Raw genomic sequence first — 25707 nt, forward strand, 5'->3', positions numbered from 1 at the left:
CGGACACGCTGTCCACTTCAATATAACCGGACGTCGTGTCCACATACAATCGGACGCATGGAGAGAGCCGACGCCGCGCGGAACCGCGCGCGCATCCTGGAGGCGGCCGCGCAGCTCTTCGCGGAGCGGCTCCCGCAGGACGTGACGATGGACGACATCGCCAGGAAGGCCGGGGTGGGCCGGGGCACGCTCTACCGCCGCTACCCCGACCGGGCGTCGATCGCCGTCGCGCTCCTCGACGAGCACGAGCGGGCGCTGCAGGAACGGCTGCTGCGCGGCGACCCGCCGCTCGGCCCGGGAGCGCCGCCCGCCGAGCGGCTCGCCGCCTTCTACGCCGCGATGGTGCGCCTGCTGGAGGACCACCGGCACCTGGTCCTCGGCTCGGAGGTGGGCCGCTCGCGCTTCGAGACGGGCGCGTACGGCTTCTGGCGGGCGCACGTGCGCGCGCTCCTGGTCGCGGCCCGCACCCCGGATCCCGACGCGCTGGTGGACGTCCTGCTCGCGCCCCTTGCCCCCGAGGTGTACGGCTACCAGCGCTCGGTGCTCGGCCTGACCCCGGAGCAGATCACGCGGGCGCTGGCCGAGCTCACGGCGACCCTCAGGTCAGGGCCTTCTTGATGGCGGACCTGAGGAACGCGCGGGCCAGCCTCCCCCTCCTGAACCGGCTCAGCACCGGCCGCGCCGTGCCGTACCTGCGTGCCCGGATGTCGGCCACCACGTTCTCCGGCGCCCCGAGCTCGGCGAGCACGTCGAGGGCCTCCCGCTTGCTGATCATCCGCCCTTCCCGCAGCGTGACCGTGGCCCGGGCGACCGTGAGCAGGCCCAGGTCCACCCAGATGTCGCGCAGCCAGCGCCGCCGGGCCCGCGTCTTGACGAGCCAGTAGTCGCGCAGGTCGCCGCGTACGAAGTCGGTCAGCTCCTTGTCCGACACCGGCGGCAGCAGCCCGGCGGGCGGCGGGCCGTACAGCTCCAGGGCCCCTTCGTGCAGCTCGCGGCGGGTGACCGCGCTGACGGGACGGCGGAAGATGCGCTCGTGCGCCCAGGTCACGTGCTCGATCGAGGGGTCGGCCAGCTCTTCCCTGGCCAGGTACGAGCAGTGCAGGTGCGCGGCCAGCGGCCCGTCGAGCGCCCGGTGGACGGTCTTGATCCGGCGCCACTGCTCCATCGTCACCGGGGCGTCGATGACGGCGATCAGATCCAGATCGCTGCGGCCGGGCTGATAGTCATCGGTGGCGAGCGAACCGTGTGCCCATAAGGCGACCAAGGGCACGGCCGGTTCGACGCCCCGGAGAAAGTCGCTCAGCAGTCGTTCGGTGGCCGCGTGCATACTGGTCACTATGATCGATAAACCGCCGAGTGGGAAAGCCGCGCAGATCACAGCGGTTCCGCGCGGCTCCGGTCAGGTCGTCACGACGCGTTGAACAACGCGCTCACCGACTCCCCGTCGTGGATGCGGCGCATGGCCTCGGCCAGCGCGGGCGCGATCGACAGCACGGTGAGCTTGTCGCTGGGCTTGGGCGACGGCACGGTGTTGGTGCAGACGATCTCCTCGACCTCCGGCAGCGCGCTCAGCCGCTCCACAGCCCCGCCCGCGAACAGCCCGTGCGTGCAGGCCACCCGCACCGAGCGGACCCCCTGCTCGCGCAGCCGGTCGAGCAGCTCGATGACCGTGCTGCCCTTGGCGATCTCGTCGTCCAGGATGATCACGTCCTTGCCCGTGACGTCGCCGATCACGGAGCTGATCACCACGCGGTCGTCGCTGAAGCGCTGCTTGGCGCCCATGGCGACGCCGGTGCCGAGCAGCCGGGCGAAGTGGGCGGCCTCCTTGGCGTTGCCGAGGTCGGGGGAGACGACGACCGTGTTCGACAGGTCGTACTGGCGGAAGTGCGCGGCCAGCTCGCGCAGCGCGTGCAGGTGGTCGACGGGGACGCTGAAGAAGCCGTGCACCTGCGGAGAGTGCAGCGTCATGGCCAGCACCCGGCTGGCGCCTGCGGCTACCATCAGGTCGGCGACCAGCCGCGCGCCGATCGAGATGCGCGGGGCGTCCTTCTTGTCCGACCTGGCATAGGCGTAATGCGGCAGGACCACAGTGGTCCGCGCCGCGGACGCGCCCCGCGCCGCGTCCAGCATCAGCAGAAGCTCGACCAGATGCTCCTGTACGGGCGGCACGAGCGGCTGGATGAGGAACACGTCGCGTTCACGGCAGTTGGCCTGGAGCTGTACTTCGAGGACGTCGTTGGCGAAGCGCTCGATGCGCACCGGGTGGAGTGGCGTACCCAGATGCCTGCAGATCTCTTCAGCCAGCTCAGGGTGGGCGCTTCCAGAGAAAACCGTGATGTCTCGCACGATTCCGTAAGCATAGCCACCCGGCCTCGGCGTTCGCGTGAGCGACCCGGGGGTGCGGTCAAACGAGCAGCAGATCGGCGGTCAGCTCGTCGAGGCCGGGCAGGACGCGCCAGGCCAGGGCCAGCGCGTCGGGGGCGGGCGGGTAGTGCGGGTGCGGCACGGCGATCACGCGCATGCCCGCCGCGTGCGCCGAACGCAGCCCGTTGCTCGAATCCTCCACCGCCACGCACTTGCGCGGGTCCGCCCCGATCCGCCGGGCGGCCTCGAGGTATCCGTCGGGCGCCGGCTTGCCGCGGGCGACCTCCTCGGTCGAGACCGTGGCCGCGAAGCACTCGTCGAGCTCGGCCGCGTCCAGCACCACGTCGATCAGCCTGCGCGGGGACGAGCTGGCCAGCCCCAGCGTGACGGCGTCGGACAGCCGCCGCACCGTCTCCACCGCCCCCGGCATCAGCGGCACCCCGTCGCGGTAGCGGGCGGCCATCTGGTTCACCACACCACGCGCGATCTCGTCAGGAGGCATCGACACTCCCAGCGAGTGCAGGTACGCGGCCCACTCCCCGGTGCTCATGCCCATGAGCCTGGACTGCGTGTCGGGCTGCCAGGTGCCGCCGTGTTCGGCGACGAACGCCCGGCGCACCTCCTCCCACACGGGCTCGGAGTCCACCAGCACGCCATCGAGGTCGAACACGCACGCTTCCACCCGACCAGCCAACCACACGGCCCCATCACTCGGCGCCGAGGAGCCGGGCCAGGTCTGTCCGTATTGCCCTAGATTCATGCTATTAGGGATGTTTATTGAGCTATGTGGAGTGATTCCTGGGCACTCGGCTAGACATGGCAGACCTTCCATTTCACGACAAGGACGACTTCGCGGACGCCGACCGCGGCTTCATCGCGAAGCTGAGTCCGGCAGTGATCCAAGCGGCCGACGGCCGGGTCATCTGGGACAACGACTCCTACGACTTCCTCCAGGGGGAGTGCCCGGCGACGGCCCATCCCAGCCTCTGGCGGCAGGGCCAGCTGTGCGCCAGGCAAGGTCTGTACGAGGTCGCGGAGGGCGTCTACCAGGTGCGCGGCCTGGACCTGTCGAACATGACCCTGGCCGAGGGCGAGCGCGGCGTCCTCGTGATCGACCCGCTGGTCTCCACGGAGTGCGCCGCCGCCGCGCTCCGGCTCTACCGCGAGCACCGCGGCGAGCGCCCGGTCACCGGCGTGGTCTACACGCACTCGCACGTCGACCACTTCGGCGGCGTACGCGGCGTCACCGGGGGAGGCGTGCCGATCCTGGCCCCGGAGGGGTTCATGGAGCACGCGGTGTCGGAGAACGTCTACGCGGGCCCGGCCATGACCCGCCGGGCCGTCTACATGTACGGCCCCGCCCTGCCCCGCTCGCCCGAGGGCCAGATCGGCTGCGGCCTCGGCATGACCAACTCGACGGGCACCGTGTCGCTCATCCCGCCCACGACGGACATCACCCGTACCGGCCAGGAGGAGACCGTCGACGGGATCCGGATGCTCTTCCAGCTCACGCCCGGCACCGAGGCCCCCGCCGAGATGAACTTCCTCTTCCCCGACCGCCGCGTCCTGTGCCTGGCCGAGAACGCCACGCACAACCAGCACAACGTCATCACCCTGCGCGGCGCCATGGTCCGCGACGCCCGCGCCTGGGCGCGCTACCTGAACGAGGCCGTGACGCTGTTCGCCGACCGCGCCGACGTCGCCTTCGCCTCGCACCACTGGCCCACCTGGGGCCGCGACAGCATCGTCCGCTTCCTCGAACAGCAGCGGGACATGTACGCGTACCTGCACGACCAGACGCTGCGGCTGCTCAACAAGGGCCTGACCGGGCCCGAGATCGCCGAGGCCATGCACATGCCGCCCGAGCTGGAGCAGGCCTGGCACACGCACGGCTACTACGGCTCGGTCAGCCACAACGTCAAGGCCGTCTACCAGCGCTACCTGGGATGGTTCGACGGGAATCCGGCGCATCTGTGGGAGCACCCGCCGCGGGAGAGCGCCGTCCGGTACGTCGACTGCCTGGGCGGCGGCTCGGCCGTGGTCGCGTTCGCCAGGCGCTACATCGACGAGAACGACCTGCGCTTCGCCGCCCAGCTGCTCAACCACGCCGTCTTCGCCGACGAGGGCAACAAGGAGGCCCGCGACCTGCTCGCCGAGGTCTACACCCGGCTCGGCCACGGCGCCGAGAACGCCGTGTGGCGCAACTTCTACCTCATGGGAGCCCTGGAGCTGTCCGACGGCATCGTGCCCGCCAGCGTGGACGCCGGCTCGCTCGACCTGCTCGCCGCGCTGTCCGTGGAGCAGATCTTCGACTCGCTCGCCATCCGCGTGGACGGGCCGCGCGCCTGGCACGAGCGGCTGTCGATCGACTGGTACCTGACCGACCTGGGGGAGCGGTACCGTACGACGCTCTCCAACGGCGCGCTCATCCAGCAGCGGGAGCCCGCGGACGAGAGCGCCGACCTGACGCTGCGGCTGACGAAGGACCAGCTCGTGGGGCTGCTGGCGGGCAAGGGGGTCGGGGGCGTGGAGCGCGAGGGGGACACGGGGGCGCTGCAACGGCTGGTCGCCGTCCTCGACCACGCGACACCCGACTTCGCCATCGTCACGGCCTGAGCCTCTGCCCTAGCTCGGGCCGTCACGGCCTGAGTCTTCGCAGGGTCATCGTCACGGCCTGAGCGAGGGCTCTTGCTCGGGCCGTTCGACCTCGTGGCGCAGCGCCTTGCAGGCCAGCGCCAGCAGCGTCACCACCGCGGCCCCGATGCCCGGCCCGAGCACCAGCGGCAGGGTCAGCTCACCGGCGTGCCACACCGCCGCCAGGATCGCCGCCGAGGTCAGCACCGCCACCCCGAACATCGCCCCCCACAGCGGCAGCACGTCCAGGTACGCGAACAGCAGCGGGAACGCCAGCCACACGAACGGCGGCGCCGCCACCGCCAGCACCACCCATCCGGCCGTCACGAGCCCGAGCCATACGACCCGCAGCCCTCCGGACGTCAGCGGACCGGCGGCATAGGCGAAGCCGAGCACCAGCCCCCCGACGGCCACGGCCACCTGGTCCTCGCGCAGCGAGCCCACCACCGCGGGCACCAGAAGCCCGCAGGCCGTGGCATGCACCGCCCACCGCAGCAACCGCGACGGAATGTCCATCATTACTCACCAAGAGTAACCTCAGGACTCGGCGCCGTCACGCCTCGCGGCGCCGCCCGGTGAAGATGGTGATCAGGAAGTACAGCAGCCCGGCCAGCACGAGGGCGATGACCACGCCGATGTTCGTCCCCCCGAACGTGCCCGTCTTCATCTCGTCGCTCATCAGGAAGCCGACGATCCTGGCGATGTTCGGGTCGCCCGAGGTGATCAGCCCGAGGCCCACGGCCGACGCCACGACCAGCGAGACCAGCCCGGCCCAGTTGAGCGCGGGCGCGCCCGGCCGCAGCAGCCGCTCGTCGTACGACCTGCCGCCCGCGCGCAGCCGCCACATGTCCACCAGGAAGATCGCCACCCAGGCCGCCATCACCACCCCGATGATCGCCAGGAACGCCTGGAAGGTGCCGAGGAAGCTGCTGGACACGAACAGCAGGTAGTAGCCGCCGAGCACCATGAGCACGCCGTCGATCAGCACCGCGTAGTGCCGCCTGACCGGCACGCCGAGCGCCAGCATCGACAGCCCGGACGAGTAGATGTCCATGATCGCCCCGGCCAGGAAGCCGCCGATGGCGGTCAGCAGGTACGGCAGCAGGAACCACGTCGGCAGCGCCTGGGCCAGCGCGCCCACCGGGTCGCCCCCGGCGGCCTCGGCCAGCTTCGGATCGCCGCCCGCCAGCAGCACGCCGAACACGAGCAGCACCATGGGCGGCACCGCGCCACCCAGCGTGGTCCACAGCGCCACCGACCTGGCCCGGGAGTTCGAGGGCAGGTAGCGGGAGTAGTCGGCGCCGCAGTTGACCCAGCCCAGACCCAGCAGCGTCATGGCGAAGACGACCCCGCCGACCCACTCGCCGGGACCCGCGTCGCTCTTCAGCGCCCCGCCGAGCTTCGGCACCATGAGAGCCATGTAGACGATCGTCAGCACGACGAACGCGTACGTCAGGTAGCGCTGGACCGCCATGATCAGGGCGTGGCCGTACACGCCGACCGCGATCACCACGACGGCCGCGACGGCGAAGCACACGGCGGTGGCCGTGGTGGCGGGGACGCCGGGCGCGAGCCGCGCGAGGATCGCCGCGCCGCTCTGCGCGGAGAGCGTGACGAGCACGATCTCCCAGCCGACGTTCGAGATGTAGGAGAAAACGGCGGGAAGCTTGTTCCCCTGGTACCCGAACGGCGCCCGTCCCAGCGTCATCGTCGGCACGCCCGACCGCGTCCCCGCGACCGCGACCAGGCCCACCAGCAGGAACGACAGCGCGTACCCGACCGCCCCGGTGATGATCGCGGGGATCACGCCCAGACCGAGACCGACCATGTACACGCCGAAGGCGACACCGAACAGGGAGAGGTTGGAGCCGGCCCACGGCCAGAAGAGGTCCCCCGGCCGGCCGTGCCGCTCGGCCTCGGGGACCGCGTTGATGCCGTTCTGCTCGACGGTCATCGTGTCCATGATCGGACGTTACTCGCCCCATACCCGGTAAGAGAACCCTTGGATGGTCGGTGAGAGTCTGGACGGCATGAGCGCGGAGACCACCGGGTTCGACAGGCGACGGCATGCACTGGCCGTGTGCCTGGTGTCGGCGTTCATGACCGGGCTGGACGTGAGCATCGTCAACGTGGCGCTGCCGTCGATCCGCGCCGGCCTGCACGCGACGGCGGACGGCCTGCAGTGGACGGTCTCCGGCTACGCGCTGACGTTCGGCCTGCTGCTGGTCCCGGCCGGGCGTATGGGGGACGCCAGGAGCCGCAGGACGCTGTTCATGTGGGGTGTGGCGCTGTTCACGCTCGCCAGCGCGGCGTGCGGCTTCGCCTGGGACATGAAGGTGCTGATCGCGGCCAGGCTCGTGCAGGGCATGGCCGCCGGAACGGTGAACCCGCAGGTGTCGGGGCTGATCCAGCAGATGTTCGCGCGGCACGAGCGGGGGCGGGCGTTCGGCGCGCTGGGCGCCACCATCGGCCTCTCCACGGCCGCCGGGCCGCTGATCGGCGGCGCACTGGTCACCCTGTCCGGGCCCGAGCTGGGGTGGCGGTGGGTGTTCCTGGTGAACGTGCCGATCGGGCTGGCCCTGCTGCCGCTGGCCTGGCACGTCCTGCCGGCCCCGCGCCAGGACGTGCCGCGGCGGCGGGAGAGCATGGACCCGGTGGGCGTGCTCCTCCTGGGCGTCGGGGTGGCGGGCCTGCTGCTGCCCTTCATCCAGCGCCACCAGTGGGAGGGGAACGCCAAATGGCTGATCATCCCCGCCTCGCTCCTGATCCTGGGCGGGTTCGTGACGTGGGAACGGTTCTACCGCCGCGAGCCTCTCGTGGACCTGGCGCTGTTCAGGAAACGCTCCTATCGCCTCGGCACGGCCATCGGGCTGTTCTACTTCGCCGGATTCACCGGCATTTTCTTCATCTTCACCCTGTACCTGCAGAGCGGCCTCCATTACAGCCCCCTGCTGGCGGGCCTGTCGATCACGCCGTTCGCCCTCGGTTCGGCGTCGTCCAGCGTGGTGGGCGGGCGGCTGGTGTCCCGCGCGGGACGCCGCGTGGTGGTCATCGGCCTGCTCACGGTGATCGCCGGCCTGGCGGCGACCATGGCCGCCACCGTGCTGGTGCCGGGGCCCGGCGCGGGCCTGGCCACCGCCCTGCCGCTGCTGGTCGCGGGCATCGGCAGCGGCCTGGTCATCTCGCCCAACCAGGCCATCACCCTGTCGGAGGTGCCGCCCGAGGGCGGCGGGAGCGCGGCGGGGGTCCTGCAGACGGGCCAGCGGCTGGGCTCGGCGATCGGCATCGCGACGGCCGGCTCCACGTTCTTCGGCGCGCTCGGCGCGGACTGGGCGATCGCCTTCCGCCACGGCCTGGCGGTGGTCCTGCTGTTCGTCTTCCTCTCCCTGGTGGCCGCCGTGTACGACCTCGCCCGCCCGCGTTAGCGCCTCCGCTCGGGACCCCTCCCGGCGCATGCCTTGTAGAAAGGCCTCACCTCCTGCGGCCGAGCCACGCGAGCACGGCGTACCGGGCCGCAACCGCCGACGAAAGGGAGACCATGCACCCCCGGAAGGCCATCACCGCCCTGACCCTCGCCTGCGCGCTGGTCGCGACGCCGGTCCTCGCCGCGACCCCGGCCGCCGCCTCCGCCCCGAACCTGCGGGCCTGTTACGACGGGAAGTGTAAGTTCACGTTCACGAGGGCCGTGAGCTTCCGCGTCTCCAGCGCGTACGGCCTCGGCAGAGTGCGCGTCTCCAAGGAGTACATGGGCGGCCTCTTCAACCAGGACATGGTCGTCGTGCGGGCCCCCGGCCTCACCTCGTCACTGGGGGAGGGCGCCAGGGGGGAGTTCCGGTACGGGAGCAAGCGCACGCTCAACTTCCGCGTGCTGTCGATCACCGACCGGGGGGCGACGATCCGCTTCGAAGGATGACCAGGCGTTCCCGTTCGCCGGGTCGGCTAGGCTTCGGCGCGGGGGTGGGCACCATACGAACGAGATTGCGCAAGCTCCGCGCGGGTGGGCGGGAGTTCGTGTGGAAGGGCGAGATCCACCACGTGTCCGGCGGGCGCGACTGCCACAGATGCGTCCGCCTGCGGGTCTGGGGCGCCGGGAAGAACAGCCGCGTGCTCCAGGCGGACCTGCTGTCGAAGGCGGTCCTGCCGTGGGGCTGCGCGAGCGACAACTCCTACCCGACCCCGAAGGACGTGCGGGAGGTCATCGACCATGCGCTGACGCATGGCTGGGACCCCGACGCCGCCGGCGGGGTCTTCGTCCTGAGCGAGGACGAGCACGCCGCCGCGTTCGAGCTGACCGATTTCCTCCTCACCGACCGCCTCCGGGACGAGGGGGCGCCGGACCCGACCACCCGCGTGCTCAGCGCCTTCGAACGCGCGACTGACTGAGCTCCCTCGAACTTTCTCCGCTCTGACGCGAAATGATGGCCCGCCTCCCTACATAGGCACAGATGTCCGTACATCGCACTATGAAGGAGCCAGGCATGGGGATGCCTCGTGGATGAGGAACGGGCCAGGTTCGAGTCCGTCTACCAGGAAACGTACGGCCTGATCACGGCGTACGCGGCGCGCCGTTGCGACTCCCCGCAGGATGCGGCGGACGTGGTGGCGGAGACCTTCGCCGTCGCCTGGCGGCGGATACACGACCTCCCGGACGGGGAGGAAGCCACGCTGTGGCTGTACGGCACGGCACGCAAGGTGCTGGCCAACCACTATCGCGGCGAGGTCCGCCGTCAGGCGCGCAGCGTGGAGCTCGACACCGAGATGGCCGACCTGTACGGAGCCTCGCCCGACAGCGGGGTCGAGTTGTCCGCGATCGCACACGTCTTCCGGAACCTGTCCGACGACGACCGCGAACTGCTGGCGCTGGTCGCGTGGGAGGGCCTGGACCGGCAGGAGATCGCCGCCGTGCTCGGCCTGTCGCGCAACGCCGTACGCATCAGGCTGCACCGCGCCCGCAAGCGCTTCGCCCGCGCGCTGGCCGAGGCGGACGTCCGTTTCACGTCGGAGAGCCGGCTGATCCCGGCGGAGAGGCAGCTGTGAAGAACACCGACGACATCGACACGATCACCCGCTCACTGGCCCGAGTGGAGCCGGGCCGGCCAGGGGGGCAGGCGTCCGACGCGGGGGCGCGGACGCTGCTGGCCTCGATCACCGCCACCGAACCCGGCCCGCCCGCGGCTCGCCCACGCCCGTACCGGGCCCGGCGCCTGTTCCTGGGGCTGGCCGTGGCGGCCACGCTCGCCGTGGGCATCGTGGTGGGGCAGGGCCTGCTGCGGACCGGCGTGCCGCCTTCGTACGCGGTCACCAGGGACTCCGACGGCGTCGTGTACGTCAAGCTGCGGGATTTCCGTGACGCCGCGGGGCTGACGAGGCAACTGCAGGAGCTCAACGTCCCCGCCATCGTCGACTACGTGCCTCCGGGCAAGATGTGCCGGGAGCCGCGCGGGACCCACGTCGAGGACATCCCCCCGGGCCTGTACTCCGTACCGGAGAACATTCCCGGAGAAGAGGGGCGCGGCTGGCAGATGCGGATCGACACCAAGCTGTTCAAGCCCGGCCAGACCTTCGTCTGGACGATCGGAGAGCAGACCACCACCACCATCCTGATGACCGGGCCGATCGGGCAGTGCGTCCTGGAGGACGAGCCCGTGCGGAAGGACGTCAAGCCCGACTACCGGCTGGCGACCGTGAAGGGCCGCTCGCTCGCCGGGCTCCGGGTGGACGAGAAGACCGTCGGCGAGGTCCTGCCCGAGCTCAGGAAGCGCGGACTGAAGGTCACCTTCCTCATCATGGAGATCGCGCCGGGCAACCCTGGCGGATTCGGCGAGGGCCCCACGCGGACCACTCCCGTGGGCGACGACTGGGTCGTCTGGGAGGCGGAGGAGTCCATCCGCGAGCCCGGGGTGATCCGCCTGCTCGTCACCGACAAGCGTTACGACCGCAACCCTGTCTACGGCGGTCCACGCGACAACGTCATCAAGGAATAACGCTTCTTGATCGGCCAGGAGAAGTGGGGGATCGTGGCGAATCCAAGCCCGTTCAGGACGGAGACGAAATGCGGCCTCCGCACGAAGGCGGCGAGTACCACCTTCCCCCGCTGAGGGGTCCGGCGCCCACCTCGGGTCTCGCCGTCGCCAGCCTCATCTTCGGCATCCTCGGGCTCTTCAGCAGTTGGTTCCTGCTCGGGATCCCGTCCATCGTGGCCGTCGTCCTGGGCCATGCCGCCACCGGCAAGACGAAACGCGGCATCAGGCCCGGCCACGGCATGGCCATAGCGGGGCTCGTCCTCGGGTACGTCGTGGTCGTACCGGCATTCCTTTTCATCGGATTCCTCGTTCTCACCCAACCCCAGGCCCTCGCCGAACTGGTCAACACCGGATTCTCCTGGTTGAACCCCTGATCAGCCGGCCAGGGCCTTGACGCTTTCCGGCGTCCAGGCGTACTCGATCACGGGCAGTTCGACCCCTCCCGGCACGCTCTCCCAGAAGTCCCGCGTGGCGCTGCCGCCGCATCGCTCGTAGAAGGCGATGGCCGGGGCGTTGTCCCTGAGCACCTCCAGGTAGACCGCCTTGCCGGGGTGGTTGGCGGCTGCCCAGCCGAAGGCGCGGCTCATGAGCAGGCGTCCGATGCCGGAGCGTTTGCGGGCGGGGCGGACGTGGAGGTTGTCGAGCAGGACCCGGCCGTCGGGCTGGGCGATCAGGTAGGTGAAACCCTGCAGCGCGTCGTCCTGCTCGGCGAGCAGCAGGTGGGAGGCGTTCTCGACGGTGCCCGGCTCACCGGCCCCGAGCCGGGCGGCCCAGAGCGCCTTGCGGTCCTCCAGGAGCGGGCCGTCGAGGAAGGAGGCGGGCATGATCCCGGCGTAGGCCGTCTGCCAGCTCTCGGCGTGCAACGCCGCGATGAGGTCGGCGTCGCGCGGTGCGCCCGTTCTGAGTTGCATGGGTCAGAGCGTGCCATAACCGATGAACGACCCGAACTGCCCTCGGACCCCCGCTCCTCACGACAGATGCCGGCCGGGTAATCACCTGGCCGGCCTCCAAGAGCGCCTTGGCCTCCGAACCCCCGAAGGCCAAGGCGCCGGCTGGAGGTGACGCTCCACGCCACCGGCTTCTTCGACGGGCTCGCACTGGTGAAGCCCGTCGTTGTGCACTTCTCGGACGAGCCGCATCCCCGGCCCCTCGCCCCTCTGGGAGGAGCCCCTGCTCAGCGGAGTCGCCAGGATGCCGAAGCGCTGTGGTCCCAGTGCTCACCCGTCAGTTTGCGGCACCGCCGGCTCCCCTGCCGCTACGAACGCGCCGACGGCCCCCGCCGCCGCCACCGTGCCCGCCACGTTCCGGACTTTTCCTGAAGCCACTCGTCCTTTCTCGATCGAGCCGAAAGCCTGGCAGCCGGGGCTTCCGTGTCTCTTCTCCATCGCTTCCTTCTTGCGGCCGGCGGCTGTTTCCGGTCACGGCGTTAGCCTCGTGATCGTGACGACCAGAAACTCACATTGCTCCTTCTGCGGCACGGCCTACGTCCCGGATCAGCCGTGGCCGCGGACCTGCGCCGGCTGCGGCAACACCAGCTACCTCAACCCGCTGCCCGTCGCCGTGATGGTGCTGCCGGTGGACGAGGGACTGCTGGTGATCCGCCGCGACATCGAGCCGCGCCCCGGCGAGCTCGCCCTGCCCGGCGGCTTCATCGACCTGGGCGAATCCTGGCAGCAGGCGGCCGCCCGAGAGCTTCGGGAAGAGACGGGCATCCTCGTCGAGGCGGACGACGTCCGGCTGTTCGACGTGCTCAGCGCCCCTGACGGCACGGTGCTGATCTTCGGGTTGGGGCCGCGTACGAGCTCGGCCGCCCTCCCACCGGTGACGGCCACGGCCGAAACGACGGAGTGGCTGGTGATCGACCGGCCGCAGGAGCTGGCGTTCCCGCTGCACACGCGGATGGCGGGGAAGTACTTCACCGGCGGTCAGCCCGTACGCGTCCAGTAGTCATGGGGATGACGGCCGGGCCGGAACCCCTGGGCCTCGACCATGGCCGTCGCCTCGGCGAAGCGGTACGCGACTCCGGTCGGGTCGTGGGCATCGCTGCCGAAGGTGACCGCGTCTCCGCCTTCGTCACGCCACCAGCGAACGATCTCGGGATGGAGCGGCCCCCGCGTGTTGACCTCCAGCGCCCGGCCGCTGTCGGCGAGCACGCGCAAGGCATGACGGAACTCCTCCTGGAACGCGTTCGGATCGAACGGCCCGGCCTGCGCAGGCCAGTAGCGCAGCGGGTAGTCGATGTGGGCGAGCACCCCGAAGGCGTCCGAGCTCCTGATCAGGCGAGGTATCTCGGCCAGGTATTCCCGGATCACCTCCGCGGCCGGTCGCTGACGGTACAGGTACGGCGGCTCGGAGAACTGCCGCCCCACCGGCAGGCAGTGCAGCGAACCGAGCACCCGGTCGAACTGCCCGGCGTCGAGCAGCCTCGCGACCTCGTCGCCGTACCAATGCGGTTCGCCCAATTCCACCCCGGTGATGATGCGCAGGCTCGGAAACCGATCGCGGCAGCGCCGCACGCACTCCAGGTATCCGCCGGGATCGAATCTCGGCGGAGTCAGCGTTCCGGTCGGCGTCCCGGTCGGCGTCCCGGTCGGCGTTCCGGTCGGCGTTCCGGCCGGCGTGACGAACGGCTTGAGATGCGCGTATTCGTCGAGGTCGTCGGCAAGGACCACCCAGGCCGTGAAATCCACGTGCTCGGTGAACGCGACCGCGGGCAGCCCTGACTCCACCGCCCGCGCGCAGGTCCGCTCCATCGAGCCGCCCGGCGCATCCCACGACCATTCGCTGTGAACATGACTGTCCGCGGGCAGCATGACCTCATCCTCTCCTTCGACCATCTACTGGTCCGCGTGCCCGGACTGGTGCTGCTCCGGCAGGTGGCTTTCCGAATTAGCCCACACCAGGACGTTGTCGTGCCGTTCCCGCCGAAAGAAATCGACCACCTCCTGATCGGAATGGCGCAGGCTGAAGTGGGTCAGCACGAACAGCGTGTCCGGGTGCGCCTCGACCACGGGTTTGAGCCGGCTCCACACCGTGTGCCCGACCCGGTCCGCGCGAGGCAGCTCGCTGTCGTGGAGAAAGGTGCACTCGGTGATGATGACCGGATAGGTGAACAGCCAGGGGTTCCGCTCGAACACCGACACATGCGTATCGCCGAGGAAGGCGAAAAGGGGGCGGCGTACCTGCCGGTCGATCTCCACGCCTTCTCGCCGTTTCCGCGCCATGGTCCGGCCGAACTCCGCGCCGCGTCCGTCCCGGACGAGTCCGTCCCGCAGGTCCTGGAATTCGGGCAGCAGCTCTTTGACGTTCTCACTGAACGCGTAGCCCACGCAGGGCACCTTGTGCTCGCATCCCACCACGCGCACGTGGTGGCCACGGGAGCCGAAAGCGAATTCGTCGTCCTGCCGCACGCCGTGAAGACGATAGGCCGGGGCCAGCGCCGGATCGTACGGCGCCGCGTGATTCAGCTCGGCGGACGCACGCAGGAAAGCCTCCACATAGGGCAGCGCCTCGGCCGGCAGGTAGATGTCGGCGCCGGATGGTCTGGAGGCGAGGTAGTCGAGATCCTTGGCGTGGTCGTGGTGCGTGTGCGTCAAGAAGACCGTCTCGGGCTGCCGCCCTTCGCACAACCCGGCGTCCAGGGCGCATCGCAGCTCCGGTATGTGGAAGAAGGTCTTGTCGTTCGCCCGGGAGTAACCGGTGAGGGTGAACGCGGTGCCGGGGATCCGCCACGTCTTCCACTGCCGGAAAGGGTGCCCCTTCACCAGCAGATCCGGATGCTCTTGGGAGGTATGCGTCATCGGGTACGCCTTCCAGATGTTCGAACACTGGCCTTGATGGATGCTCGCCAGGTTCGCGGCCCGGCGGCGAAATTTCCAGTGGATATCTCTGCCGGGGTCGGCTGCCTTTCCCATGCCGCCGGCCGAGCGCAGAATAGGCCGGTGGCGATCGAACCGGGCTTGATTCCCGCACCGGTCCGGCTCGAATGGGCCGGAGGTTCCGGGCCGTTCACAGGGGTCGTGCGTACCCGCGTCGATCCGTTGCTCCGGCCTGAGGCATATCGACTGACCGTGTCGGCCGACGGCGCCGAGATCGCGGGCGGTGACGAGGCCGGTGTTTTCTGGGGGCGTCAGACCTTACGGCAGATCCAGGGCTTGGACGCCTTTCGCCGTGCCCCCATCGCACGAGAGCCGGTCATGGTGCCGTACGTGACCGTACACGACGCGCCGCGTTTCGCCTGGCGGGGATTCATGCTCGACGTCGCACGCCATTTCCTGCCCAAGGAAGACCTGATGCGGTACGTCGACTTGCTGGCCGCGCACAAACTCAACGTGTTCCATCTGCATCTCACCGATGACCAGGGCTGGCGCGTCCAGATCGAGCGTTATCCCAGGCTGACCGAGGTCGGCGCGTGGCGGCCGCGTACCCGCATGGGCTGGGGCGAGCCGGCGATCTGGGAGGAACGGCCGCACGGCGGGTTCTACACCAAGGACGACTTACGCGAGATCGTCGCGTACGCCGGGGAGCGGCACATCACGGTCGTCCCGGAGATCGATATCCCAGGTCATTCGCAGGCGGCCATCGCCGCCTATCCCGAACTGGGGAACACCGACGTCATCGACACCACCGCGCTGGAGGTGTGGACCGAATGGGGAAAGAGCCCAAACGTGCTCGCGCCGACCGACGCCGTACTGCGTTTCTATGAGGGCGTTCTGGAAGAGGTGCTGGAGGTTTTCCCCAGCCTGTTCATCCACATCGGCGGCGACGAGTGTCTCAAAGGCCAATGGCGCGAGTCACCCACGGCGCAGGCACGCATCAGGGAATTGGGGCTCAAGGACGAGGACGGGCTCCAGTCCTGGATGATCAGCCACTTCGGCCGCCGGCTGGCCGAGCGTGGCCGTCGTCTCATCGGCTGGGACGAGATCTTGGAGGGCGGCCTGGCGGAGGGCGCCGCCGTCGCGTGCTGGCGCTGGTACACGGGCGGCATCGCCGCTGCCGAGGCCGGGCACGATGTGGTGATGTGCCCTCAACAGGAGGTCTACCTCGATCACGTCCAGTCCCAGGATGCCCGGGAGCCCGTGCCGTTCGGTTGGGTGCACACGCTGGAGGACGTCTACCGGTTCGAGCCCGTACCGCCCCGGCTGGCGGGCACGGCTCACGCGGCCCGCGTCATCGGCACCCAGGCCAACCTGTGGACGGAAGTCGCCGAAAATCGCGGCCGAGTGGACTACCAGGCGTTTCCCCGGCTGGTCGCGTTCGCCGAAGTGGCCTGGTCGGACCTGCCGGCTCCCGACGAACGCGACTTCGACGGCTTCGAGCGCCGGATGAACGCGGCACACTACGCCCGCCTGGACGCGCTGGGCGTCGCCTACCGCCCGCCCGACGGACCCCGCCCATGGCAGCAACGCCCCGGCATCCCCGGACGCCCGCACAACAAACCTCGACGAACCTGGCGAACGGCCTGACCTGCCACACGACCGCTAATGCGGCAACCAACCACTCTCCGCACCTCTGGGCGTCTGGGCGTCTGGGCGGCGACCAACGCCAGCAAGGCCGACAAGGATCCCAACCTTCCAGACGCACACCCCTTCAGCTCGTTCTGAACGCCACCGATCGCGAAGAGAATCAAGTCGGTCAACTCACACACCTGGCGTCCCACGGCTGTGCGCGGCCCGGCGGTGAAGCGGTATCAGATTTGCGCCACCCCTGCTCATCATTCGAACAAGGGAGAACCCCCGTCATGTCGTCGACCGTCCTCTACATGTCCATGTCCCTCGACGGCTTCGTCGCCGGCCCCAATGAGGGACCCGATAACGGCCTGGGTGACGGCGGACACCGCCTCCACGAATGGACGGGAGGCGTCGGCGACGCCGAACAACTGGACGGCGCCGATCGTGAGGTCCTTGACGATTCTCTCTCCACCGGAGCGGTGCTCGCCGGCCGCGGAACCTTCGAACCAGCCGGAGGCTGGGACGGAGATCATCACGACGGCGTGCCCATCTTCATTCTCAGCCGCCACCAACCCGGCCCCCGATACGCGAAGTGGCCCAACGTCACATATCTGAGCGATCTCAAGGACGCCGTACGCCGCGCCAAGGAGGCCGCCGGCGAGAAGAACGTGCTGGTCCATGGCGTGGGTACCGCCCAGGGTTGTCTCCTGGCCGGACTCCTCGACGAGATACAGATCCACCTGGTCCCGGTCCTGCTCGGTGAGGGCCGCCGACTCTTCGAACACCTCGGCGCCGACCACATCGAACTGGAGACCATCCAGGTCATCCGAGGACGGGAAGCCACACACCTCCGCTACCGCGTCCGCCGATGACCTCGCCTACCGCGCCGAGTCGCTGGAAGGCCATCGGGATTCGATGAGCATCCGTAGGCGGTTCCTGTGCAGGCGGTCGCGATCTCCTCGCGCTTCGCTCAGGCCTGACCAACCGAGCCGATCAGCGAAGGTCTGATGTAGTCGGCGCGGTGCAACCGCACTCCGGTGGCACGCTCGGCCAGCGCGAGCGCGCTCGGCAGCGGTTCTTCGGTGCCATCGTCCAGGTCGAGCCCCAACTCGTGTACGTCGGCCAGGAGCGGATCAGGGTCGAGACCGTGGCGAAGGGAGTAGGCGTACCAGCTGAATGAGCTGATCCGCCGGCCGTCGACGAGATAGAAGAAGTCATCGTGGTTGATGTCAACGAATACGGTGGCCACGACGGTGCCGACGGACAAGGGAACCGACTGCTCCCGTAACATCCCCGCCCATCCGTACTCAAGAACGGTCCCGCTCTGCACGGCATAGGCTGCGATTCGGAACTCGCCGGCAGCTCCAGGGGCGGCCCCGATCCGCCGAAAGGCTTCGTCGGGAGGCAACCCCCGCACGAAGGTCAGGCACAGCCCTGCCTCGCCATCGTAACCAGTGCGTTCGTCCGCCAGCCACGCATAGTCAGCCGCTGTCGCACCGCTCATGAAATATTTCTCCTAACGACGAAAGACCGCCTCACCAGATTGGGCAACGTCCCGCGATGCTTCCCGAAGAGGTGCGCTGTCGACGCGGGAATCGCAAGCACCTTGGCTCGTCGTGGCACGGACCTGCGCCGGAGACCAGCTCTCGGCTCGCTGACGGCAACGATCAGCCAAGACCTGGCCTTGTCGGCGTCGATGCGAAGCGAAGCACTGGCGGTCGGTGGAGGCCGGAAGTATTCAGAGCAGGCCATCCTCGCGGGAAGATCCAGCCCCGCCCCGAGCTGCACCTGACGTGCCGAAATACGCCCAGCTCGGGCGACTGGCCCCCTGTCGCCCAGCACCCTATGACCGACGGGGCCGAACTCCAGGCCACTCCGGCTCTCGGTGGCCCGTAATGATGGTGATCAGGTGTCGTAGAGGCCGTCCCAGGGTGCATAGAAGCCAAGATTGTTGGGATAAAGCTCCGCGCACTCCTCGCCTTCATGGTCTTCCAGGATCAGCCCGAACACCACGCCATCGAATTCCAGCCGAAACGGACGAATGGCGATGTCGCCGAACTCGAGGTCGGGCAGCTCAGTGAACCATTCGTCCAGCCGCCGATCTGCGGCGTCTACCGACTCCCTATGCCTGTCATCGGCTCCGGTACATTCGACACGAGAGTCAAGGTAGTGACCTTCAGGGCTGAAGCGGTGAAGAACGGCATACCACCGCTTATGGGATAACCAATCCTCTGTTCTTGAGTAGCCTTCCCGGAAGGCAGGCACAACCCCGCCAAGGAACTGACCATCTCGCCATCGGCCGATGCGGTCGGTGTGATAGTCGGGCTCGTATGAAATCGGGATGACCTCGGGATACGTCACACCCCGAACCGTAGCCATCCCGTACGACAATCTCCTGTCCTGCCTGTCGAGCGCTCAGGGCCGGGACGCACCGCCATGACCGCGGCAAGGTCACCGAATCAGGCCGAGCCCGTCAAGGATTTCGACACCTCGACCGATGGGCGCCTTATCCGGGCCCGCGACAAACAGAGCAGTGAGCGATTCGCGCGCCAGCGCGTCTCGTTCCAGAAGAGGGCAAGGGGCATCGCATCCAGTTTCAGCGACACGGCGGAACGTTCGCAGGCAGGCACGTTCTCACAGAGCACCTTCGCCTCTCCAGCCACGTGACTCCCCGATCGCTGCAGGAAGGGGCACAGCCCAGCCGCCATCTTGACCGAGTCGCACGCCACGATTTCGGTTGCCTGGCTTCAGCCGATCGGCAACACTGCAGCGTGCACTCCCATGAGGAAGCCCGGCAGGTCATCGACGAGTTGACGGGCCGCATCTACGTGGCGTTGCGCGACGGCGCCCTTGACGCCGAACCCGTCATCGCGCTGGCCTGCTTGCTGGAGGAAGCCGACATAAGCACCCCTGCCACGCGGGAACTCCTCGAACGCCCAACCGCTCATCTGACAACGGCCGACGTGGCCCGCCTGGGCAAGAGGCTTCTCCGTGACGTCCGGTTCGAGCCCACCTTCGCCCTCGAACCAAGTCTGTGGGTGGCGTTGGAACGGGCACTGAAGCTCGTCGAGCGCGACATCCGCAGCAGGGGAATCACTGGAACCCTCCGATTGGTCATCCCTGACTGGGACGACAGCGGTCATGCCTGGGTGGAGTTCCGGGATGGTTACCAGGGCAACGGCATCAGGCCCGCCGAGGGACGCGATGCTCAGGAGGCGCTCGCGAGCGTCGCGGACGCCACTCAGGAAGTGATCATGGAGCTGCTCTGGAAAGTCTGGCCCGTCTGCTCCGCTCATGATCTAGGCCTGCGCGCCGAACTGGAACACAAAATCGCTGTCTGGCGATGCACGGGCAATGGAACCCACACGGTGGCGCGAGTCGGTGAACTGCCTCCCGAACGCCATTAGTACATCTGCCCTGCCGTCCCGAAACTTGCCGTCGATCGATCGCCCCAAGCACAGGCACAGACACAACTGCGGCCACCCCTGACAAGCGCAGGACCGCGAGGCCGCGCAGCGGCCCCCTTGAGCCGCACCGGCAAATATCGGTCGGCATACCTTTCACCCTGCCGGCAACGGTGACCTGGAGCGACGTGGCGACATGAAAGCGCGCCCAGATTCGATCGTCACCTTCGTCGTACTCATCTCACAGCGGCCTTTTATCCTGCCGGTCATGCGGACGACCATCACGCGAGGGTTTGCGACCATGACCATCGCGGTAGGTCTGACCGCATGTTCCGCCGAGGCTCCGGCGGCTCGGCTCCCGATCACATCCGCCCCCGTTCATGCGCCTGAACCTGCCGAGATTCCCTCTGCGGCCCGCTCACCGACTCCGACGAAGGCACCGCTGAAGCTGCCGGGAACCCGCGGAAAATGCCGAGTGGGCTGCGACACGGTGAAGGCCCGCGATTACAACGGCGACGGCTACGCCGACCTCGCCATCGGTGCTCCTGGACCATGGTGGGAGGGCAAACCTTCCACGGTTTCCGGATACGTCATCATCTCGTTCGGCAGAGCCGACGGACTCACCACGCGTCGTCAGAAGCTTCTCCAGCCTGAACAGGCGGGCCAGCCGGGGGGGCTTCGACCAATGGCAGCAGTTTCGGCGTGTCGTCCGCCAGCGGCGATTTCGATCGCGACGGATACGCCGATCTAGCCATCGGCGCGACTCCCGAATCCAATCTCTCGCCTGCCGCTGTGACGATTTTCTTCGGCAGCAAGGAGGGGGCTGTCCAGCCGCTCGGCGGTTCTGCTCGAGCCCGAAGACGCGACGTTCGGGGAGTTGTTGACCGCGGGCGACTTCAACGGGGACGGCTACCAGGATCTGGGACTGGTGACGGAACAGTCGGTTGGGGTGGTCTATGGGAGCAGCCGGATACGGCAGCATCCGCCATGGCCTCGAATAGTCAAGAAGTCCAGCGAGATCAATGCGCTGGCCGCAGGCGACGTCACGGGCGACGGGATCGACGATCTCGTGGCCGCCTTTTCTGACGACGATCCAGCTGATGAGGGTAAGGGGGCGGTCTACCGCGGCTCCTCCGGCGGGCTGAGGGTGGTGGCCGGTCGCACCTTCGACGCGTGGGGCGTTCAGGCCTTGGGCGTCGGCGATGTCAACGGCGACGGCTTTGGCGACGTGATCGCGGGCAACAGCTATGCCGACGCAGCCGACCCCGGAGGCCAGATCTACGTTCACCGCGGCTCACCCAAGGGACTGACCCCCAAGGGCGTACTGATTTCCCAGGACTCTCGCGGCCTGCTCGCAGGTTCCGTGGACGGCGACGGGTTCGGCGGCTATCTCGCTGTCGACGACATCAACCACGACGGGTACGCGGATGTAGCGGTCAGCGCACCCGCCAAGTTCGCCGGCAAAGGCGCCGCCTTCCTGCTGTACGGAGAAAAGAACCGCCTGCCGGGTGAAGGAGCCCAGATCATCGAACCGGGCGACGTGCTCGATGCGCAGCACGTTCAATCGTTCGGCGCCTCGCTGCAGTTGTCGGACTTCAACAAGGACGGCCGTGCGGACCTCGCACTTGCGATCCCGACCGAGTCGGCAGTAGCCGTACTGCCAGGCTCGTCAGACGGTGTGAACACGACGAGGCCCACGTTCATCAGCCCTGACCAGAACACCCGCCCGGGCAGGACATCGGCTTTGGCCGCTTATTGAACTGAGCCGACCTCAGCCCAATCCACCACTCACCGGAGGCTCGCCCTAACTGCGCGCTGGCACGACGATCAGCCCGCCACCTGGCACTCCTTGCGCGACGCATGAGGAACGACATTGGCTCCCGGCCTGCTCGCTTTCTCCAAGGGTGGTGACAAGCGGGATGATCAGGCTTTCACCTCAGCCATCTACGATCCTGCCGCAGTACGGCGATCACCCCGGAGCCGGACCCGGACCCGGAGTTGGAGCTGGAGCCCGAGCCGGAGGCAGAATGGAGGGCAATCGGCAGAGACGGGGGTTGCAGCATGAGCGAGCAACCTGGCACTGCTCTGGAAATACATGGAGCGCTGCACGATTGGTATGCGGTCCTGCACGTGAGCGGTGAGTTCTGCCACGATGCTCGCTTAGGGGCTCGTCTTCGGGATGCGATGACGGCGCTGCCCATGCCGGATCCGCCCTATCTGGTCCTCGACCTTGCCGGCGTTGACGCCTGGGACAGCTGGACCATCGGAGCGGTTCTTTCGAGCGCGAAGCGAGTGATGACAGGTGGCGGAGCGCTGGTTGTCGCGGCAGCTCCTGTTGACCTGCTGGCACACTGCCGACAGATAAGGCTGGACCGGGCGTTCAGGTTCCGCGAGACGGTGGAGTCGGCTGTGGAGCAGCTGCGCTCTGGTGCGTGACGGTACGGCACTCGGTCAGCGAGTTCGATGGGCACGGTGTGTAGTGCCACGGTGATACACCGCGCGAGAACAGTCCCTGACCAGGACCGGTCTGTTCCCCTTCCACTAGAAACTGTCGCCACCATTTGGCGCTGGTCCCACGGCCGCAAGGTGGCTGTGGCGTGATCGACCGCACGTGCTCTCGGGGCGCCGGGACGATTCCCTGGTCCTCGTTGACCCTGTCCTTCGGATGACGATTTCCTACGTCACGAACCAGGGCCTCTACGTTAAGTAATGCGTTCATCACTCAAATGACTATGGTCACGATTAGTGATCTCTCGAAAACATTGAGTCTCCCGAGGAGTGGAGGCGGATGTGGCCAGTGAGTTCCAGCGTAGAAAGGTCGGCAGAGTCTTCCGGGCGATGGATGTGGACGGCGACGGCCGACTGACCCAGGCCGACTTCCAGGCGCTCGCCCACCGCTGGACGGCCGTCGGAGGGTCCGTCGACCCAGAGCGACTGGCCTCCATCATGACCGGTTGGTGGCCGGTGCTCCGAGCCGCCTCTGGCCCCCGTGGAGACGACGCCGTCTCCCTCGACGAGGTGCTTCGCGTCGTGGATGGACTTGGTGACATGACCGACGCGGTCTCCGGCACTGCCGACGCGATGTTCGAGGCCATCGACCTCAATGGCGACGGCCTCATCTCCTGTTCGGAATACGGCGCGCTCATCGAGACGTGGAACGGGGCGCCCTCAGCGACCGATGAGATCTTCCCGCGCCTCGACCTGGACGGTGACGGTCATCTCACCCGCGACGAGTTCCGCACCCACTGGACAGAGTTCTGGGCCGGCGACGACCCGGACGCTCCCGGAACCTACGTATTCGGCGCGCTGGTGGAATAGCCCGAAGGTGGCGTCATCAGTGCGGCCGTGGAGCGCACCGAACGCCGGGGCGTTCCGCTATGGCAGGACATTGTCACAGGTGGAGGGTGCGGCCCTGCGCAGGGTCAGCTCCGGCCGTTGTTCCACGCCGGAGGATGACGCGCTCGTCTTCGCGAGGGTCAAGGGCGGCCCGATGCGGCGGAGTGGGTTCAACAAGTGAGTGGTTGGACGCATGCCGTACGGACCATCGGGGTGCCGGGGCTCCATTTGCACGACCTTCACCACACGGCGAACACGATCGCGGCGGAGTCGGGTGCGGGGCCCCAAGGACCTGATGGCCTGATGGTTCGAATGGGCCATCGCAACGTGCGCGCCGCGATGATCTATCAAGCATGCGGTGCGCGGGGCGGACTCAGGTGATCACGCAAGCGATCGACAAGCACCTGATCGGGAACGAACGGGCACGTGGTGACGCGAGGACAACCCGCCTGGCGTGCTGGTACCCGCTGAGTGATCATCGGCCCTAACGGCACGCCTAATGGCACGAGAAGATCGATAAGTTCAAATCTCGGATCCTGAAATGCCGATTGGCCTGGGCTTTCTGGTATGGAGCGGGTGATGGGAATCGAACCCGCACTGCCAGCTTGGGAAGCCTTTCAAGATCACACGGTATGAACTGGGGAAACGCCGGCCTGGGCAAATGCCAGCCGAGCGACCATGAGTCTCCGTGACTCGCCGCTATGCACCAACCTGACGGACACGCAACGGGCACGGCCAAGGGCCCACGATCGGAACTCGCGCGCCACCGACGCGACCGTCCGCTCACCCACCGGCCAGCCGTCGACTTCGCTGATCGCCACAACCGCCATCTCACCATGCTGGAGCACTGCCGACGCACACGCTCATGCCGCCGCTCGGCCTACTGCGTGCGTAAAAGTCGCACGTCGGATCGAACGCGCCCGTACGGCTGGCGGGCTTGGCGTTCGCCGTTCAGCAACAGGCGAGTCAGTCGTCGAACTCGGAAACGTCCGCCTCGGCGGTTGCGACGAGCCGCCGCATGCGGTCGGCGTGCTTTCCAGGGCAGGGGCCTTACAACAGCCTGCCGGCCACCCGCTGCGCCACGGAGGCGATGTGCCCGCAGCGCTCGCGCGGATCGAAGCGCTGAACATCATCGGGCTGAGTCATCCACAGCGTCACCAGGAATCGCCCCTTCCGGAACACCAGCGCGCCGGCCGATCGGGCATAGGGCCGGGTCACGCAGTACGACTCCTCGCCCGCAGGACGGGTCAGCGGCTGCCCGCCGTCGAGCGGCCTGGTGAACTCGATAGAGTGCGCGGGCGCGGCATCGGCCATGTAGCTGATGACCTCTACCTGCAGTTTGTATCGGTCGGTGAGGTAGTTGTGCCCCGTGCTCCGCTCGCACCGTGTGTAGACGTAGGCGTACTCGTTCTGGTCGGGGATGCCCGTGCCGATGCTGAAATTCGTCCTGCCGGCCGCGCTGCCGAACTCCTCCCCGACGAACGGCGCGGCTGGCCGGCGGAACAGCGTCCGGAAGTCCTTGGAATCGATGAGGGCACACGCGGGCGCCGGCTTCGCGGTGATCAGAGGGCTGTCATAGGCGATAGAAGGGATGCCCGCCGGATCCGCCGAGCGCTCCACCAGGTTGCCGGCGATCGTCTTCAGCAGCGCCCGCCTGAGCTTCTCCTGCTGGGGTCCGCGCTGTAGCGACAACTCCACTTGAACGACCGTGTTCTTCAGCCGTAGAACGTAGTGCAGGTAGTCGATGGTCTCGTTCACTCGGCTCGAGCTGCGCTTGCGCTCCCGCACCGTCACGTCGCCGATCGCCGGCCTCGTGCTGTAGCGATCGAAGGAGTAGTCCATGGCGCGGGAACTGGTGTAGCTCTCCTGAAATACCGCGATCTCCACCGGGGACTTCGGCCACAGCACGTACTTGCAGCTGTTCGGCGCGTCGGTCGGGACGAACAGCCCGCCCTTCTCGATCGGACCATTGCCCTGCCCGTCGAAGTAGGAGCGCCGGTACGATCCGATCAGGGGATTGGGGTGCAGAAGCAGCCCGAGCTGGTTCAGATCGGCGAACGTCAGCAGAGTGCAGGCTGAGATGACCGGTGAGCCGGCGTACCGGCGCGGCGAGCGGCCGGGTTTCGCCACCAGCGGCCCAGGATCGGCGATCCCCTCCGCCTCCTCCCCTTTCAGCTCGTCGTAGCCGTCACGCTCGACCGTCTTCAGCTTGGCGCCGCCCTCGGCGATGCCGGGCTCCGGCGAGGCGGTGCGGTCTCCTCGTGCGATCGGACGGACATCGCCCCGCAGCTTGGACACCGCCACGAAGCCGACGGCGATCACCAAGGCGGCTAGCAGCAGCCCTGAGACGCCCAACAGCACCGCCGTACACCCCGACTTCCTGCGCCGCCGCGGGGGCGGTGGCCCTCCAGGCGCATACGGCGGACCAAACGGGTAGGGCGGTTGCGGCTGCTGCGCATTCCCGTATGCGCCCTGCGGCCCGCTTCTGGCATGGCG

The 25707-nt window shown here is 68.1% G+C and carries 26 protein-coding genes and 1 pseudogene; 16 read left to right on the forward strand and 11 right to left on the reverse strand.

All coding sequences use genetic code 11. The features are described from left to right. Nucleotides 1–57: 57 nt before the first annotated feature. Nucleotides 58–618, forward strand: a complete 561-nt coding sequence (locus AB0J87_RS00205) for a helix-turn-helix domain-containing protein (RefSeq protein WP_363961916.1) — start codon at nt 58–60, stop codon at nt 616–618. On the opposite strand, the gene AB0J87_RS00210 is transcribed toward AB0J87_RS00205, so the two are convergent. The 3 genes from AB0J87_RS00210 to AB0J87_RS00220 all read right to left on the reverse strand — a co-directional run bounded on the left by AB0J87_RS00210 (nt 599) and on the right by AB0J87_RS00220 (nt 3034). Further along, nucleotides 599–1327 carry a nucleotidyltransferase domain-containing protein gene (locus AB0J87_RS00210; protein WP_363961918.1) on the reverse strand — a complete coding sequence of 243 codons (729 nt, stop codon included), beginning with the start codon at nt 1325–1327 and terminating at the stop codon, nt 599–601. The two genes, AB0J87_RS00205 and AB0J87_RS00210, sit on opposite strands and share 20 nt — an antisense overlap. 80 nt (nt 1328–1407) lie before the next feature. Continuing rightward, nucleotides 1408–2346 (reverse strand): ribose-phosphate pyrophosphokinase, encoded by a 939-nt coding sequence (locus AB0J87_RS00215; protein WP_363961920.1) that lies wholly within the window; start codon nt 2344–2346, stop codon nt 1408–1410. A gap of 58 nt (nt 2347–2404) precedes the next feature. Then, the gene (locus AB0J87_RS00220; protein WP_363961922.1) at nt 2405–3034 is read right to left on the reverse strand and encodes an HAD family phosphatase; all 630 of its coding nucleotides are present in this window, start codon (nt 3032–3034) and stop codon (nt 2405–2407) included. A gap of 146 nt (nt 3035–3180) precedes the next feature. Here AB0J87_RS00220 and AB0J87_RS00225 point away from each other — a divergent pair, with 146 nt between their 5' ends. Beyond that, nucleotides 3181–4980 carry an alkyl sulfatase dimerization domain-containing protein gene (locus AB0J87_RS00225; protein ID WP_363961924.1) on the forward strand — a complete coding sequence of 600 codons (1800 nt, stop codon included), beginning with the start codon at nt 3181–3183 and terminating at the stop codon, nt 4978–4980. Nucleotides 4981–5031: 51 nt separating this feature from the next. On the opposite strand, the gene AB0J87_RS00230 is transcribed toward AB0J87_RS00225, so the two are convergent. Beyond that, nucleotides 5032–5517 carry a hypothetical protein gene (locus AB0J87_RS00230; RefSeq protein WP_350741911.1) on the reverse strand — a complete coding sequence of 162 codons (486 nt, stop codon included), beginning with the start codon at nt 5515–5517 and terminating at the stop codon, nt 5032–5034. A gap of 34 nt (nt 5518–5551) precedes the next feature. Next, nucleotides 5552–6961 (reverse strand): cytosine permease, encoded by a 1410-nt coding sequence (locus AB0J87_RS00235; RefSeq protein WP_363961927.1) that lies wholly within the window; start codon nt 6959–6961, stop codon nt 5552–5554. A gap of 67 nt (nt 6962–7028) precedes the next feature. On the opposite strand from AB0J87_RS00235, the gene AB0J87_RS00240 reads away from it, so the two are divergent. The 6 genes from AB0J87_RS00240 (at nt 7029) to AB0J87_RS00265 (ending at nt 11395) form a co-directional block, all read left to right on the forward strand. Next, nucleotides 7029–8423 carry an MFS transporter gene (locus AB0J87_RS00240; protein ID WP_363961929.1) on the forward strand — a complete coding sequence of 465 codons (1395 nt, stop codon included), beginning with the start codon at nt 7029–7031 and terminating at the stop codon, nt 8421–8423. A gap of 113 nt (nt 8424–8536) precedes the next feature. After that, nucleotides 8537–8911 (forward strand): hypothetical protein, encoded by a 375-nt coding sequence (locus tag AB0J87_RS00245; RefSeq protein ID WP_363961931.1) that lies wholly within the window; start codon nt 8537–8539, stop codon nt 8909–8911. A gap of 65 nt (nt 8912–8976) precedes the next feature. After that, nucleotides 8977–9381, forward strand: a complete 405-nt coding sequence (locus AB0J87_RS00250) for a hypothetical protein (protein ID WP_350741918.1) — start codon at nt 8977–8979, stop codon at nt 9379–9381. Nucleotides 9382–9489: 108 nt separating this feature from the next. Beyond that, nucleotides 9490–10035: an RNA polymerase sigma factor gene (locus AB0J87_RS00255; RefSeq protein ID WP_363961933.1), complete on the forward strand. Its 546-nt coding sequence runs from the start codon at nt 9490–9492 to the stop codon at nt 10033–10035. Beyond that, the gene (locus AB0J87_RS00260) at nt 10032–10982 is read left to right on the forward strand and encodes a hypothetical protein (RefSeq protein WP_363961935.1); all 951 of its coding nucleotides are present in this window, start codon (nt 10032–10034) and stop codon (nt 10980–10982) included. Before AB0J87_RS00255 ends, AB0J87_RS00260 begins: the two co-directional genes overlap by 4 nt. A gap of 68 nt (nt 10983–11050) precedes the next feature. Beyond that, entirely contained in the window at nt 11051–11395 is a 345-nt protein-coding gene (locus AB0J87_RS00265) for a DUF4190 domain-containing protein (protein ID WP_363961937.1), read from the forward strand. Here AB0J87_RS00265 and AB0J87_RS00270 read toward each other — a convergent pair whose 3' ends face one another. Then, on the reverse strand, nt 11396–11932 hold the full coding sequence (locus AB0J87_RS00270) for a GNAT family N-acetyltransferase (RefSeq protein ID WP_363961939.1): 537 nt from the start codon (nt 11930–11932) through the stop codon (nt 11396–11398). A 529-nt stretch (nt 11933–12461) separates the two neighbouring features. Here AB0J87_RS00270 and AB0J87_RS00275 point away from each other — a divergent pair. Next, nucleotides 12462–12968, forward strand: a complete 507-nt coding sequence (locus AB0J87_RS00275; RefSeq protein WP_363961941.1) for an NUDIX domain-containing protein — start codon at nt 12462–12464, stop codon at nt 12966–12968. Here the strand turns inward: AB0J87_RS00275 and AB0J87_RS00280 are convergent. Then, the gene (locus tag AB0J87_RS00280) at nt 12947–13834 is read right to left on the reverse strand and encodes a PHP domain-containing protein (RefSeq protein ID WP_363961943.1); all 888 of its coding nucleotides are present in this window, start codon (nt 13832–13834) and stop codon (nt 12947–12949) included. The genes AB0J87_RS00275 and AB0J87_RS00280 overlap by 22 nt on opposite strands. 24 nt (nt 13835–13858) lie before the next feature. Next, the gene (locus AB0J87_RS00285; protein ID WP_363961945.1) at nt 13859–14821 is read right to left on the reverse strand and encodes an MBL fold metallo-hydrolase; all 963 of its coding nucleotides are present in this window, start codon (nt 14819–14821) and stop codon (nt 13859–13861) included. A gap of 36 nt (nt 14822–14857) precedes the next feature. On the opposite strand from AB0J87_RS00285, the gene AB0J87_RS00290 reads away from it, so the two are divergent. Together AB0J87_RS00290 and AB0J87_RS00295 are read left to right on the forward strand one after the other, a co-directional pair. After that, a complete protein-coding gene (locus tag AB0J87_RS00290; RefSeq protein ID WP_363961947.1) occupies nt 14858–16486 on the forward strand; it encodes a beta-N-acetylhexosaminidase in 1629 nt (542 codons plus the stop codon). A gap of 275 nt (nt 16487–16761) precedes the next feature. Then, complete coding sequence (locus AB0J87_RS00295; RefSeq protein ID WP_363961949.1) at nt 16762–17343, forward strand: dihydrofolate reductase family protein; 582 nt, start codon at nt 16762–16764, stop codon at nt 17341–17343. Between the two features lie 98 nt (nt 17344–17441). Here AB0J87_RS00295 and AB0J87_RS00300 read toward each other — a convergent pair whose 3' ends face one another. Continuing rightward, complete coding sequence (locus AB0J87_RS00300) at nt 17442–17975, reverse strand: DUF6461 domain-containing protein (RefSeq protein WP_363961951.1); 534 nt, start codon at nt 17973–17975, stop codon at nt 17442–17444. A 401-nt stretch (nt 17976–18376) separates the two neighbouring features. Continuing rightward, nucleotides 18377–18832: a hypothetical protein gene (locus AB0J87_RS00305; RefSeq protein ID WP_363961953.1), complete on the reverse strand. Its 456-nt coding sequence runs from the start codon at nt 18830–18832 to the stop codon at nt 18377–18379. 410 nt (nt 18833–19242) lie between these two features. Here AB0J87_RS00305 and AB0J87_RS00310 point away from each other — a divergent pair, with 410 nt between their 5' ends. The 5 genes and pseudogenes from AB0J87_RS00310 (at nt 19243) to AB0J87_RS00330 (ending at nt 23193) form a co-directional block, all read left to right on the forward strand. Beyond that, complete coding sequence (locus AB0J87_RS00310) at nt 19243–19878, forward strand: hypothetical protein (protein WP_363961955.1); 636 nt, start codon at nt 19243–19245, stop codon at nt 19876–19878. Nucleotides 19879–20176: 298 nt separating this feature from the next. Further along, nucleotides 20177–20425 (forward strand): annotated as a pseudogene (locus AB0J87_RS00315) (FG-GAP repeat protein); the annotation flags it as partial. Between the two features lie 330 nt (nt 20426–20755). After that, nucleotides 20756–21634 (forward strand): FG-GAP-like repeat-containing protein, encoded by an 879-nt coding sequence (locus AB0J87_RS00320; RefSeq protein ID WP_363961957.1) that lies wholly within the window; start codon nt 20756–20758, stop codon nt 21632–21634. A gap of 302 nt (nt 21635–21936) precedes the next feature. Continuing rightward, nucleotides 21937–22311 carry an STAS domain-containing protein gene (locus AB0J87_RS00325; RefSeq protein ID WP_363961959.1) on the forward strand — a complete coding sequence of 125 codons (375 nt, stop codon included), beginning with the start codon at nt 21937–21939 and terminating at the stop codon, nt 22309–22311. Between the two features lie 354 nt (nt 22312–22665). Continuing rightward, nucleotides 22666–23193, forward strand: a complete 528-nt coding sequence (locus AB0J87_RS00330) for an EF-hand domain-containing protein (RefSeq protein WP_363961961.1) — start codon at nt 22666–22668, stop codon at nt 23191–23193. 1068 nt (nt 23194–24261) lie between these two features. On the opposite strand, the gene AB0J87_RS00335 is transcribed toward AB0J87_RS00330, so the two are convergent. After that, nucleotides 24262–25536, reverse strand: coding sequence for a hypothetical protein (locus tag AB0J87_RS00335; protein WP_363961963.1), 1275 nt, complete (start codon nt 25534–25536; stop codon nt 24262–24264). Nucleotides 25537–25707: the final 171 nt, after the last annotated feature.

Origin of the sequence: Nonomuraea sp. NPDC049625 (assembly GCF_040675285.1) — a bacterium.
Taxonomy (GTDB): Bacteria; Actinomycetota; Actinomycetes; order Streptosporangiales; family Streptosporangiaceae; genus Nonomuraea; species Nonomuraea angiospora_A.